The following is a 12,398-nucleotide window of genomic DNA, read 5'->3' on the forward strand; positions in this document are numbered from 1 at the left end:
GACTGGAGGCATGCCTGAACTCCCCGAGGTCGAAGCGCTCGCCGATCATCTGCGCCGGCATGCCGTTGGGCTCATCGTGGGGCGTGTCGACGTCGCCTCGCTATCGGTGCTCAAGACGTTCGATCCGCCGGTATCGGCACTGGCCGGCCAGACGGTCACCGGGGCCAACCGGTGGGCCAAGTACCTGGGGTTGCAGGTGGGGGAGTTACACCTGATCACCCATCTGTCGCGGGCCGGCTGGTTGCGGTGGTCGGACAAGCTGGCACCCGCGCCGCTGAAACCAGGCAAGGGGCCGATCGCGCTGCGGGTGCACCTCAAGGACCCCGCCACCCCTGATGCGGCGCCGGGATTCGACCTGACCGAGGCGGGCACGCAAAAGCGGCTGGCGGTGTGGCTGGTCGACGACCCGATGAAGGTGCCGCAGATCGCCGCGCTGGGGCCCGACGCGCTGGCGCTTGACCGCGACGAATTCGCGGCGGTACTTGGGGGCCAAGGCGGCCGAATCAAGACGGTGATCACCGACCAGAAGGTGATCGCCGGTATCGGCAACGCCTACAGCGACGAAATTCTGCACGTCGCGAAACTGTCGCCCTTTGCGACGGCGGGCAAGCTCACCGACGCCCAACTGTCGGCCTTGCACGATGCGATGATCTCGGTGCTGACCGACGCCGTCGCCAGGTCTGTCGGCCAGGGGGCCGCGATGCTCAAGGGAGAGAAACGATCCGGTCTCCGGGTGCACGCGCGAACCGGCCTGCCGTGCCCGGTCTGCGGGGACACGGTGCGCGAGGTGTCGTTCGTCGACAAATCTTTCCAGTATTGCCCTACCTGTCAGACCGGCGGCAAATTGCTGGCAGATCGGCGAATGAGCAAGCTGCTCAAGTAGATTCCGCGCTAACTGCAGTAGGAGTGGGTGGCAAACCCGAGCGCCTGCTGGTACAGACCGTCGAAGTGGCGTTCCGCGACGACCGCTGAGGTTGCGTCGGCCAGATCGGCCCAGCAGGACGGCCCACGCAGTGAATCTTGATGCAGGGCAATTTCTTTGACCATCGTCTTGTTGAACCCGTCGATGGCGGTGCGGGACTCCGACAGGTCGGGGGCGGTGCTCGGCGCCGAGCTTGGGTCAAACTTCCACTGACCGAAACGGGCGTACTCGATGCCCTCAGTGGCGTTTATCTGATCGCCGAAGATCTGCTGCACGTATTGCGGGTCCACTCCGTGTGCCGAGGCATCGGCGCTGACGTTGTCGAGCACCACCTTGACCCGAGGTGGATCGGTGATGGGTCCGCCGTCGATCCACTTGTACGCGGCGACAGCGTCTGCGGTCTGCAGTCGCTGTGCTGCGGCGTCCACCAGTGGGTACAGCGGGCTGGAATCATCGGCGTGAGCGGCAGGCAGCGAGCCAAGCGCACTGAAGAGCAGGGTTGCGGCGACGACGAAACTGGCGGAGCGAATCCGGGTCATGTACCCATCATCGCTGGCCCTGGTTACGCTGCAGCGATGACCCGCCAGAAAATCCTGATTACTGGCGCGAGTTCGGGCCTCGGCGCCGGGATGGCCCGGGCCTTCGCAGCCAAAGGCCGTGACCTCGCGTTGTGCGCCAGACGTATCGACAACCTCGAAGCGCTCAAAGACGAGATCACGCAGCAACATCCGCAGGTCACCGTGGCGATCGCGGCCCTCGACGTCAACGACCACGAGCAGGTGCCGAAGGTGTTCGCCGAGCTCGCCGACCAACTGGGCGGTATCGACCGCATCATCGTCAACGCCGGTATCGGTAAGGGTGCGCGACTGGGGTCGGGCAAATTGTGGGCGAATAAGGCCACCCTGGAAACGAATCTGGTGTCCGCGCTCGTGCAGATCGAGACAGCGCTGGAAATGTTCACCGCGGCCGGATCTGGTCACCTGGTGCTGATCTCGTCGGTGCTCGGCAACAAGGGGGTGCCCGGGGTCAAGGCTGCCTACGCCGCAAGCAAAGCCGGAGTGACGTCGCTGGGTGAGTCGCTGCGTGCCGAATACGCCAAGGGGCCCATCAAGGTGACTGTCGTCGAGCCCGGCTATATCGAATCGGAGATGACCGCCAAATCCGCCACCACGCAATTGATGGTCGATAACGAGACCGGGGTGAAGGCGATGGTCAACGCGATCGAACGGGAGACCGGGCGGGCGGTGGTGCCCGCCTGGCCGTGGGTCCCGTTGGTGGCGCTGATGCGTGTACTCCCGCCGCGGCTGACGGGGTATTTCTCGTGATTCGGGCGCGCAAACCCTCGGTGAGCGCGGGTTCGCGCGCCGAAATCACTAGCTGGCCCGGCCCCTCTCAGTCCGGTAGTGGCGCACCAGCGCATCGGTCGAGCTGTCCGACTGCGCTGCCGGGGGCTCGTCGCCGATGAGGACCGGCAGTAGCGCCTTGGCCTGGGTTTTGCCCAGCTCGACTCCCCACTGATCGAATGAGTCGATACCCCAGACGACGCCCTCGGTGAACACCTGATGCTCATAGAGCGCGACTAGCTGACCCACCACCGACGGGGTCAGGCGCGTCGCCAGAATCGAGGTCGACGGCCGGTTACCCGGCATCACCTTGTGCGGCACCACTTCTGGCGGGGTGCCCTCGTCGGCGATGGCTTCGGCCGTTTTGCCGAACGCCAGCACCTGCGTCTGGGCGAAGAAGTTGCTCATCAGCAGGTCGTGCATGCTTCCGGTGCCATCGGCGGTGGGCAGGTCGTCCGTCGGCTGCGAGAAGCCGATGAAATCGGCGGGCACCAACCGGGTGCCCTGATGCAGCAATTGATAGAAGGCGTGCTGGCCGTTGGTGCCCGGTTCACCCCAGAAGATCTCACCCGTATCGGCGGCGACCGGCGAGCCATCCCTGCGCACCGATTTACCGTTGGATTCCATCGTCAGCTGCTGCAGGTACGCGGCGAACCGGGACAGATCGTTGGAGTACGGCAGCACCGCGCGGGACTGGGCGCCGAAGAAATCGGAGTACCACAAACCGATCAGGCCGAGTAGCGCCGGCGCATTCTCGGCCAACGGAGCGGTGCGGAAATGCTCGTCGACGAGGTGGAAGCCGGACAAGAAATCCGCGAACGCCTCCTTGCCGATGACCGCCATCACCGACAGACCGATCGCGGAGTCCACCGAGTAGCGGCCGCCGACCCAGTCCCAGAAGCCGAACATGTTGTCGGTGTCGATCCCGAACCCGTCGACCAGTTTCTTATTGGTCGACACGGCGACGAAGTGCTTGGACACCGCATCCTGTCCGGCGGCGCCGCCGAGCCCTTCGATCAGCCAGCGTCGCGCCGCTGTGGCGTTGGTCAGGGTCTCCAGCGTCGAGAACGTCTTGGAGGCCACAATGAAAAGCGTTGTGGCGGGATCTAATCCGTCGAGCTTGGCGACCAGATCAGCCGGGTCGACGTTGGAGACGAACCGCGCGGAGATACCGGCGTCGGCGTAGTGGCGTAGTGCGTCATAGACCATCACCGGACCGAGATCGGAGCCACCGATTCCGATGTTGACGACGGTTTTGATGCGCTCACCGGTAGCGCCGGTCCACTCGCCGCTGCGCAACCGGTCGGTGAACTCACCCATCGAGTCCAGCACCGAGTGCACGTCGGCGACGACGTCTTGACCATCGACCACCAGCGCGGCGTCCCTGGGCAGCCGCAGCGCGGTGTGCAGGACGGCCCGGTCCTCGGAGGTGTTGATGTGCTCGCCGGCGAACATCGCGTTGCGGCGGCCCTCCAGGTCGGCCGTCTTGGCCAGCTCGATCAGCAGTTTCAACGTCTCGCGGGTTACCCGGTGCTTGCTGTAATCGATATAGAGATCGCCCACCGTCAGCGTCAGTTCGCGCCCGCGGTCGGGGTCCTCGGCGAAGAGTTCGGTCAGGTGTTTCTCGCCCATCTCCTCGTGGTGACGAACCAGGGCGTGCCAGGCGGGGGTCTGGGAAATATCAGGAATCTGAACAGTGTCGGCGGACATACCCCGACCCTAGTGCGGCTCGTCTTTCGAAGGAGTAAAGAATTTATGTATGGACACCGCCAAGCTGCTGTCATCTGTTCCCACCGGTCTGTGGATCGGTGGTGAGGAACGACCAGGTTCTGCGACCTTCGAAGTATTGAACCCAGCCACCGACGAGGTGCTGATCAGCATCGCCGACGCCACTCCTGCGGACGGGATCGCAGCACTTGATGCCGCCGCAGCGGTGCAGGCGGAGTGGGCAGCCACCCCGCCGAGGGACCGCGGCGAGATACTGCGCTCGGTCTTCGAGGCCATCACCGCGCGCGCCGAGGAATTCGCCACGCTGATGACGTTGGAGATGGGCAAGGTGCTCGCCGAGAGCATGGGCGAGGTGAAATACGGCAGCGAGTTCTTCCGGTGGTTCTCGGAGGAGGCGGTCCGCATCGGCGGCCGCTACACCCAGGCCCCGGCGGGGACGGGCCGCATCATCGTGACGAAATCCGCGGTCGGCCCGTGTCTGGCGATCACGCCGTGGAACTTCCCGTTGGCCATGGCGACCCGCAAGATCGGTCCCGCGGTGGCGGCGGGCTGCACCATGCTCATCAAACCCGCGCAGGAAACCCCGCTGACGATGCTGCTGCTGGCCAAGCTGATGGACGAGGCGGGGTTGCCCAAGGGTGTGCTGTCGATTCTGCCGACCTCCAAACCCGGCGACTTGACCACCGCCCTGATCGACGACGGCCGGCTGCGCAAGCTCACCTTCACCGGGTCGACCGGAGTCGGTAAGGCGCTGGCCAAGCAGAGCAGCGACAAACTGCTGCGGCTGTCGATGGAATTGGGTGGCAACGCGCCGTTCATCGTGTTCGACGACGCCGATATCGATGCCGCCGTCGACGGCGCGATCCTGGCCAAGATGCGCAACGGCGGCGAAGCCTGCACCGCGTCGAACCGATTCCACGTCGCGAACGCGGTGCGGGCCGAGTTCACCGAGAAGCTGGTCAAGCGGATGAGCGAGTTCACCCTGGGCAACGGGCTGGACAAATCGTCGACGCTCGGGCCGCTGATCAACGCCAAGCAGGTCACCACCGTCGAGGATCTGGTGTCCGACGCGGTGTCGAAGGGCGCCACCGTCGCAGTCGGCGGCGTCGCACCGGACGGGCCCGGCCATTTCTACCCGGCCACCGTGTTGGACAGCGTCCCCGCGGATGCCCGGATCTTCAAGGAGGAGGTCTTCGGGCCCGTCGCTCCGGTGATCGGATTCGATACCGAGGAAGAGGGCATCGCAGCGGCCAATGACACCGAATACGGTTTGGCCGCCTACATCTACACCCAGGGGCTGGATCGGGCGCTGCGGGTCGCCGAGGCGATCGAGGCAGGCATGGTTGGCGTCAACCGCGGAGTGATCTCGGATCCGGCCGCACCGTTCGGCGGCGTCAAACAGTCCGGCTTCGGTCGCGAGGGTGGCACCGAAGGCATCGAGGAGTACCTCGACACGAAGTACATCGCGTTGACGAAGTAGGGATTCGGGCGCGTAGACCCGCGGTGAGCGCGGGTTTGCGCGCCCAAATCGCTAGTGACCGAGACGGCCGCGGCCGAGGCGTAGCAGCAGCATCGCGAGGTCTTTACCCTCGGGGCCGAGCTCGCTGTAGCGCTCGATAACCTTCATCTCGCGGCTGTGCACCAGTCGCGTGCCGCCGGAAGCCATTCGAGCCTTGCCGATCGTCTGCGACACCTCGGTGCGCCGCTTGACCGCGGCGAGGATGGTGGCGTCCAGCTGATCGATCTCGGTACGCAGGTCGTCGATATCAGGCATCTGTTCTGTTTCTACCGTCATCGGATCGGTCTCTCTCGTGTGTAGGTCGCGGAGCTAGCGTTTCCGAGCCTCTAGATAAGAGAGGAGCCCCGGATCCGGTTGCGGACCGCGGGGCTCTGGGGAAGCAGCTAAGCCACGGGGACCGTTGGCCGGTACCCGTAAAAAAATCGACGCTGCTCAGTCAGCACGAATCGAGTGTGCCACTAAGGGCCGCGCCAGCGCAAAAAGTGTCGCCGAGCGGCGGTAAGTTGGGTCAGACATGAGTGTGGACGTGATGAATTCCCAAGCTTCAGAATTACTGGACGGTCTCAACCCGCAGCAGCGCCAGGCCGTGCTGCACGAGGGCACGCCGCTGCTGATCGTCGCCGGCGCCGGTTCCGGTAAAACCGCGGTGTTGACCCGACGGATCGCCTACCTGCTGGCGGCCCGTGACGTCGGCGTCGGCCAGGTCCTGGCGATCACGTTCACGAATAAGGCCGCGGCCGAGATGCGCGAACGTGTCGCCGAGCTGGTGGGGCCGAGGGCGCGGTCCATGTGGGTGTCCACCTTCCACTCGACGTGCGTGCGGATCCTGCGCAATCAGGCGTCGCTGCTGCCGGGGTTGAACTCCAACTTCTCCATCTACGACGCCGACGACTCACGACGGCTGCTGCTGATGATCGCCAAGGACATGGGCCTGGACACCAAGCGCTACACGCCGCGACTGCTGGCCAACTCCATCTCCAACCTCAAGAACGAATTGATCGACCCCGATACGGCGGTGGCCGATCTCAACGAGGGCTCCGACGATCTGGTCCGCACGGTGGCGACGGTGTTCGGTGAGTATCAGCGCCGATTGCGCACGGCGAACGCACTGGACTTCGACGACCTGATCGGCGAGACGGTAGCGGTCCTGCAGGCCTTCCCGCAGATCGCGCAGTACTACCGGCGGCGGTTCCGGCACATCCTGGTCGACGAGTACCAGGACACCAATCATGCCCAGTACATGCTGATCCGCGAGCTCGTCGGCACAGATAGCGACGGGGTGGAGGGCGCGATCCCGCCAGGTGAGCTCTGCGTCGTCGGTGACGCCGATCAGTCGATCTACGCCTTCCGCGGCGCGACGATCCGCAATATCGAGGATTTCGAGCGCGACTACCCCAACGCCACCACGATTCTGCTGGAACAGAATTACCGATCCACGCAGAACATTCTGACCGCGGCCAACTCCGTCATCTCCCGCAACTCGAATCGGCGCGAGAAGCGGCTCTGGACCGATGCCGGCGAGGGCGAGCTGATCACCGGCTACGTCGCCGACAACGAACACGACGAGGCCCGGTTCGTCGCCGAAGAGATCGACGCGCTGGCCGACAAGAACGAAATCACGTATAACGACGTCGCCATCTTCTACCGCACCAACAACAGCTCGCGCGCGCTTGAGGAAGTTTTCATCCGCGCCGGTATTCCGTACAAAGTCGTTGGGGGAGTGCGCTTTTACGAGCGCAAGGAGATCCGCGATATCGTCGCCTACCTGCGGGTGCTGGACAACCCCGGCGACGCCGTCAGTATGCGCCGCATTCTCAACACCCCACGGCGCGGTATCGGCGACCGGGCCGAGGCCTGCGTCGCGGTACACGCCGAGAACACCGGGTCCAGCTTCAACGATGCGTTACAAGACGCTGCCGAAGGCAAGGTGGCGATGCTGAACTCCCGCTCGGAGAAGGCGATCGCATCGTTCGTGGAACTGCTGCACGGCTTGCGTGCGGGCCTCGACAACGAACTCGGCGATCTGGTGGAGGCGGTACTTGATCGCACCCGCTATCGCAAAGAGCTCGAATCATCAAGTGATCCACAGGATCTCGCCCGTCTCGATAACCTGAACGAACTCGTCAGCGTTGCACATGAATTCAGTACCGACCGGGCGAACGCGGTCGCGCTGGCCGATGCCGATGAGGAACCAGTCGACGAGGACATCCCCGAGACCGGCATCTTGGCCGAGTTCCTCGAGCGGGTCTCGCTAGTGGCCGATAGCGACGAAATTCCCGAGCACACGCACGGTGTCGTGACGATGATGACGCTGCACACCGCGAAAGGTCTTGAATTCCCTGTCGTTTTCGTCACCGGCTGGGAGGACGGCATGTTCCCGCATATGCGGGCGCTCGGCGATCCGATGGAACTTTCCGAAGAGCGCCGGCTGGCTTACGTCGGGATCACCAGGGCGCGCCAGCGGCTCTATCTGAGCCGGGCCAAGGTCCGCTCCTCGTGGGGTCAGCCGATGCTGAATCCCGAATCGCGGTTCCTGCGGGAGATTCCGCAGGAACTCATCAACTGGCGGCGAACCGATGCCGCGCCGTCGTTCAGTGCGCCGGTGAGCGGGGCGGGTCGCTTCGGCGGAACACCGCGCCCGGCGCCGGGTCGGGCGGGCGCAGGAGCCCGCAACCGGCCGATGTTGACGCTGGAACCAGGCGACCGCGTCACCCACGATAAATACGGTCTCGGCCGCGTCGAGGAAGTATCAGGGATGGGCGAATCGGCGATGTCCCTGATCGATTTTGGTAGCTCCGGTCGGGTGAAGCTGATGCACAATCACGCGCCGATCAACAAGCTCTAGCGGCAACCCAGCGCTTTGTCGACGGATGCAGGGCAAGGGCGGCGCTGATCACCGGCAAAACGGGGATCGTGTAGACGATCCACGGGATCTTCGCGCCCGCGATGAACACGCCGCCGAACGCGAGCAGCGCCACGACCGCGCCCGCCGCGATCAGGAAACGCCCGAGCTGGCGACCCAGTAGCAGCAGTATCACGCCGGAGGTGGTGCTGGTCGCGAAGATCAATGCGAGGAATCCGACTGCGGCACAGAACAATCGGTCCGTATTCCACCAGCCCGTGACGAGATTGGTGGCCACCACCGAGGTGGCCCATCCGCTGAGAATGGCCACCACACATCCGGAGATGGCGGTCTTGGCGGACGGACCAATGCCACGGCGAGTGCCAGGCACCTGCACGGGTTTGGCCCGGGGCAGCAGTCCCGTGGGAGCCTCGTCGAGGGAGCTGACGGGGACCGCGCCGGTCGGTGCGCGACGGATGATGCCGGTTCTGGTGTCGTCGGCCGCCGGTATCGGCGGGCTGGGGACAGGCGTCGCGATGGGTCCGGTGGGGGTGCGACGAATGATGCGGGTCGGCTCGCCGGACGGCTCGTCGCTCACCGGCTCAGGGGTGGTAGGCGCCGACGGTGATACCGCGCTGCGCGAGCCACGGCACCGGGTCGATGCGATCCGTCCCGTTGAGCAGAACTTCGAAGTGGCAGTGCGGGCCGGTGGAGTTACCGCGGTTACCGATGGTGGCGATCTCATCACCCGCCATCACGCGCTCACCGACACTGACCAACCACGTGTTGACGTGCCCGTAGAGGGTGACGGTGCCGTCGGCGCCGCGGATCTTGACCCACGCGCCGTACCCGGCGGTCGGGCCCACATCGGTGACGACACCATCGGTGACCGCGACAATCGGGGTGCCGATGGCGTTGGCGAGGTCGATACCCCCGTGTAGGGCGCCCCAGCGGTAACCGAAGCCCGAGGTGAAAATGCCCTGCGTCGGCTTGACGAACAACGGGCGCTGCAAGCGGGCCTCACGCTCGGCGCGTTCCTGCGCGAAAGCGGCGCCGTTGGCGAGTTCTTCTGAATGGACGCTGGCCATGGCGACCGGACTGGCAGCGACCACCTGCATTCCCTGCGAGGTGCCGCTGATGGAGCCGCCATCGCTGAACGTGGTCTGGCCGGTGGCAAGCACCGTCTCTGCCGAGGCGGTATCGGACGGGTTGATCGCGGAGTGCGCTGCCGCTGCGGCGGCGCCTGCGGCCATCGCAGCGATGAGCACACGGCCCTTCAGTGCACCAGGGTTGGCCGGTTTGCGGTGTTGGGCCCTCGGAGTGAGGCCGGCCCGCGGGATGACGTCGGTGATGTCGGGGTCATAGACGCAGTCGATATCGGTGCGGCGCATCAACGCATATGGCGTCAGGTCGTCGACGTCGTGGAGATCGTCGAGTTCGGGTGCCCTCAGCAGGGCGTGCGCTGCAGTCTCGCCGTCGAAGGCGCTATCGCGGAAATCGAGATCCTCGAGGTCGCCGAACTCGTTGAACGGGATGATGTCGGTGATCTCGTTGCGGCTCAGATCGTCTTCCGGATCCTGCCAACGGCCGCGCGCAGTTTTCGACACCCCTGAGACAGGTGATGGAGTCGATCGATGCTGCGGCAACCTGCAATGTCCCCTGAGTCGTGACCAAAGCGTTATCTCGGACCCAAGAGACGTTAACCAAACTCCAATGAAGGTGGCAAGCCGTAACCGTATTCCGGCGCAGATTGTGATTTGTATCACTACATCGGCGTCGTGACCTGTACCACATCGGTGGTGGGCGGTGCGATTGCGACGCACCCGCCTCGATACAGTTCCCACGGGCGACTTCCCTCAATCCAACTGACCCCCGTCAATGCAGACAGACAGACAGTGAGCACATGGATCTTTTCGAATATCAGGCGAAGGAGTTGTTCGCCAAGCACAACGTCCCGACGACCCCCGGACGGGTGACCGATACCGCCGAGGACGCGAAGGCGATCGCCGAGGAAATTGGCAAGCCCGTCATGGTGAAGGCGCAGGTCAAGGTCGGCGGCCGCGGTAAAGCCGGTGGCGTCAAGTACGCAGCCACACCTGATGACGCCTTCACGCACGCACAGAGCATCCTTGGTCTGGACATCAAGGGCCACGTCGTCAAGAAGTTGCTGGTCGCCGAGGCCAGCGATATCGCCGAGGAGTACTACATCTCCTTCTTGCTCGACCGCTCCAACCGGACCTACCTGGCGATGTGCTCGGTCGAGGGCGGTATGGAGATCGAAGAGGTCGCCGCTACCAAGCCTGAGCGCCTCGCGAAGGTGCCTGTCGACGCCGTCAAGGGTGTCGACCTGGCATTCGCCCGTTCGATCGCCGAGCAGGGCCATCTGCCTGCCGAGGTGCTCGACGCCGCCGCCGTGACCATCCAGAAACTGTGGGAGGTGTTCGTCGGCGAGGACGCCACCCTGGTTGAGGTCAACCCGCTGGTGCGTACGCCGGACGATCAGATCCTGGCTCTGGACGGCAAGGTCACCCTCGACGAGAACGCCAACTTCCGTCAGCCCGGTCACGAGGAGTTCGAGGATAAGGACGCCACCGATCCCCTTGAGCTCAAGGCCAAGGAGAACGACCTCAACTACGTCAAACTTGACGGCTCCGTCGGCATCATCGGTAACGGCGCTGGTCTGGTGATGTCTACCCTCGATGTGGTGGCCTACGCCGGTGAGAAGCACGGCGGCGTCAAGCCCGCCAACTTCCTCGATATCGGTGGCGGCGCCTCGGCCGAGGTGATGGCCAACGGCCTGGACGTGATCTTGGGCGACGAGCAGGTCAAGAGCGTCTTCGTCAACGTGTTCGGCGGCATCACGTCCTGTGACGCGGTCGCCAACGGCATCGTCGGTGCGCTCAAGAAGCTCGGCGACGAGGCCAACAAGCCGCTGGTCGTCCGTCTGGACGGCAACAACGTCGAAGAAGGCCGCCGCATCCTGGCCGAAGCGAACCATCCCCTGGTTGTCCAGGCCGAAACCATGGACGCCGGCGCCGATAAGGCCGCCGAGCTGGCCAACAAGTAGAAAGGGCCATGACTCATGTCAATCTTCCTTAACGCAGATTCCAAGGTCATCGTCCAGGGCATCACCGGCGGCGAGGGCACCAAGCACACCGCGCTGATGCTCAAGGCCGGTACCAAGGTCGTCGGTGGCGTCAACGCCCGCAAGGCCGGTACGACCGTGTCGCACACCGCCAAGGACGGGTCTGCCGTCGAACTGCCGGTGTTCGGCAGCGTGGCCGAGGCCATGAAGGAGACCGGCGCCGACGTGTCGATCGCTTTCGTGCCGCCGGCGTTCTCCAAGGACGCCATCATCGAGGCCATCGACGCCGAGATCCCGCTGCTGGTGGTCATCACCGAGGGAATCCCGGTGCAGGACAGCGCGTATGCGTGGGCTTATAACGTCGACAAGGGCGAGAAGACCCGCATCATCGGGCCGAACTGTCCCGGCATCATCACCCCCGGTGAGTCGCTGGTCGGCATCACGCCGAACAACATCACCGGTAAGGGCCCCATCGGCCTGGTCTCGAAGTCGGGCACGCTGACCTACCAGATGATGTACGAGCTGCGCGATCTCGGGTTCTCGACGGCCATCGGCATCGGTGGCGACCCCGTCATCGGCACCACCCACATCGACGCCATCGAGGCGTTCGAGAAGGATCCCGAGACCAAGATCATCGTGATGATCGGCGAAATCGGCGGCGACGCCGAGGAGAAGGCGGCGGCCTACGTCAAGGCCAACGTCTCCAAGCCGGTCGTCGGCTACGTCGCGGGCTTCACCGCGCCGGAGGGCAAGACGATGGGCCACGCCGGCGCCATCGTGTCTGACGGTGCAGGAACCGCGCAGGGCAAGAAGGAAGCGCTTGAAGCGGCAGGTGTCAAGGTCGGCAAGACGCCGTCCGAGACCGCCGCACTGGCGCGGGAGCTGCTTCAGTCTCTTTAGCCAGCGCGAGCAGACGCAGAAGTCCCTCACACCACAGCGTGTCGGGGGACTTTTGCGTC

At 64.6% G+C, this 12,398-nt stretch carries 11 protein-coding genes and 1 pseudogene; 7 read left to right on the plus strand and 5 right to left on the minus strand.

Annotated features, from left to right (window positions below; translation table 11 throughout):
- Window positions 1–10: 10 nt before the first annotated feature.
- Together ADBZ9O_RS08450 and ADBZ9O_RS08455 are read left to right on the plus strand one after the other, a co-directional pair.
- Window positions 11–208, plus strand: a pseudogene (locus ADBZ9O_RS08450) (DNA-formamidopyrimidine glycosylase family protein); the annotation flags it as partial.
- Between the two features lie 201 nt (window positions 209–409).
- On the plus strand, window positions 410–883 hold the full coding sequence (locus ADBZ9O_RS08455) for a zinc finger domain-containing protein (RefSeq protein ID WP_526532969.1): 474 nt from the start codon (window positions 410–412) through the stop codon (window positions 881–883).
- 8 nt (window positions 884–891) lie between these two features.
- Here the strand turns inward: ADBZ9O_RS08455 and ADBZ9O_RS08460 are convergent, their stop codons facing one another.
- Window positions 892–1,461: a chorismate mutase gene (locus ADBZ9O_RS08460; protein ID WP_526530193.1), complete on the minus strand. Its 570-nt coding sequence runs from the start codon at window positions 1,459–1,461 to the stop codon at window positions 892–894.
- A 36-nt stretch (window positions 1,462–1,497) separates the two neighbouring features.
- On the opposite strand from ADBZ9O_RS08460, the gene ADBZ9O_RS08465 reads away from it, so the two are divergent.
- Window positions 1,498–2,247, plus strand: coding sequence for an SDR family oxidoreductase (locus ADBZ9O_RS08465; protein ID WP_526530195.1), 750 nt, complete (start codon window positions 1,498–1,500; stop codon window positions 2,245–2,247).
- Between the two features lie 48 nt (window positions 2,248–2,295).
- On the opposite strand, the gene pgi is transcribed toward ADBZ9O_RS08465, so the two are convergent.
- A complete protein-coding gene (pgi, locus tag ADBZ9O_RS08470; RefSeq protein ID WP_526530197.1) occupies window positions 2,296–3,975 on the minus strand; it encodes a glucose-6-phosphate isomerase in 1,680 nt (559 codons plus the stop codon).
- 49 nt (window positions 3,976–4,024) lie between these two features.
- Here pgi and ADBZ9O_RS08475 point away from each other — a divergent pair, with 49 nt between their 5' ends.
- Entirely contained in the window at window positions 4,025–5,473 is a 1,449-nt protein-coding gene (locus ADBZ9O_RS08475; protein WP_526530199.1) for an NAD-dependent succinate-semialdehyde dehydrogenase, read from the plus strand.
- 51 nt (window positions 5,474–5,524) lie between these two features.
- On the opposite strand, the gene ADBZ9O_RS08480 is transcribed toward ADBZ9O_RS08475, so the two are convergent.
- On the minus strand, window positions 5,525–5,788 hold the full coding sequence (locus tag ADBZ9O_RS08480) for a chorismate mutase (RefSeq protein ID WP_526530201.1): 264 nt from the start codon (window positions 5,786–5,788) through the stop codon (window positions 5,525–5,527).
- A 238-nt stretch (window positions 5,789–6,026) separates the two neighbouring features.
- Between ADBZ9O_RS08480 and pcrA the strand changes: the two genes are divergently transcribed.
- Window positions 6,027–8,357, plus strand: coding sequence for a DNA helicase PcrA (pcrA, locus tag ADBZ9O_RS08485; protein ID WP_526530203.1), 2,331 nt, complete (start codon window positions 6,027–6,029; stop codon window positions 8,355–8,357).
- Here the strand turns inward: pcrA and ADBZ9O_RS08490 are convergent.
- Both ADBZ9O_RS08490 and ADBZ9O_RS08495 read right to left on the minus strand, forming a co-directional pair.
- Entirely contained in the window at window positions 8,344–8,952 is a 609-nt protein-coding gene (locus ADBZ9O_RS08490; RefSeq protein ID WP_526530205.1) for a hypothetical protein, read from the minus strand. The two genes, pcrA and ADBZ9O_RS08490, sit on opposite strands and share 14 nt — an antisense overlap.
- 4 nt (window positions 8,953–8,956) lie before the next feature.
- Window positions 8,957–10,000 carry a M23 family metallopeptidase gene (locus tag ADBZ9O_RS08495; protein WP_526530207.1) on the minus strand — a complete coding sequence of 348 codons (1,044 nt, stop codon included), beginning with the start codon at window positions 9,998–10,000 and terminating at the stop codon, window positions 8,957–8,959.
- Between the two features lie 257 nt (window positions 10,001–10,257).
- Here ADBZ9O_RS08495 and sucC point away from each other — a divergent pair, with 257 nt between their 5' ends.
- Both sucC and sucD read left to right on the plus strand, forming a co-directional pair.
- Entirely contained in the window at window positions 10,258–11,421 is a 1,164-nt protein-coding gene (gene sucC / locus ADBZ9O_RS08500; protein ID WP_526530209.1) for an ADP-forming succinate--CoA ligase subunit beta, read from the plus strand.
- A 15-nt stretch (window positions 11,422–11,436) separates the two neighbouring features.
- Complete coding sequence (gene sucD, locus ADBZ9O_RS08505; protein WP_526530211.1) at window positions 11,437–12,339, plus strand: succinate--CoA ligase subunit alpha; 903 nt, start codon at window positions 11,437–11,439, stop codon at window positions 12,337–12,339.
- Window positions 12,340–12,398 lie beyond the last annotated feature (59 nt).

The organism is Mycobacterium sp. (assembly GCF_965229105.1).
In the GTDB taxonomy this organism is placed as follows: Bacteria; Actinomycetota; Actinomycetes; order Mycobacteriales; family Mycobacteriaceae; genus Mycobacterium.

Bases quoted from the DNA above. Each gene is read 5' to 3' on its own strand.
- pcrA (WP_526530203.1), top strand. From the start codon at position 6,027: ATGAGTGTGGACGTGATGAATTCCCAAGCTTCAGAATTACTGGACGGT.
- ADBZ9O_RS08475 (WP_526530199.1), top strand. From the start codon at position 4,025: ATGGACACCGCCAAGCTGCTGTCATCTGTTCCCACCGGTCTGTGGATC.
- pgi (WP_526530197.1), bottom strand. From the start codon at position 3,975: ATGTCCGCCGACACTGTTCAGATTCCTGATATTTCCCAGACCCCCGCC.
- ADBZ9O_RS08460 (WP_526530193.1), bottom strand. From the start codon at position 1,461: ATGACCCGGATTCGCTCCGCCAGTTTCGTCGTCGCCGCAACCCTGCTC.
- ADBZ9O_RS08465 (WP_526530195.1), top strand. From the start codon at position 1,498: ATGACCCGCCAGAAAATCCTGATTACTGGCGCGAGTTCGGGCCTCGGC.
- ADBZ9O_RS08480 (WP_526530201.1), bottom strand. From the start codon at position 5,788: ATGACGGTAGAAACAGAACAGATGCCTGATATCGACGACCTGCGTACC.
- sucC (WP_526530209.1), top strand. From the start codon at position 10,258: ATGGATCTTTTCGAATATCAGGCGAAGGAGTTGTTCGCCAAGCACAAC.
- sucD (WP_526530211.1), top strand. From the start codon at position 11,437: ATGTCAATCTTCCTTAACGCAGATTCCAAGGTCATCGTCCAGGGCATC.
- ADBZ9O_RS08455 (WP_526532969.1), top strand. From the start codon at position 410: ATGAAGGTGCCGCAGATCGCCGCGCTGGGGCCCGACGCGCTGGCGCTT.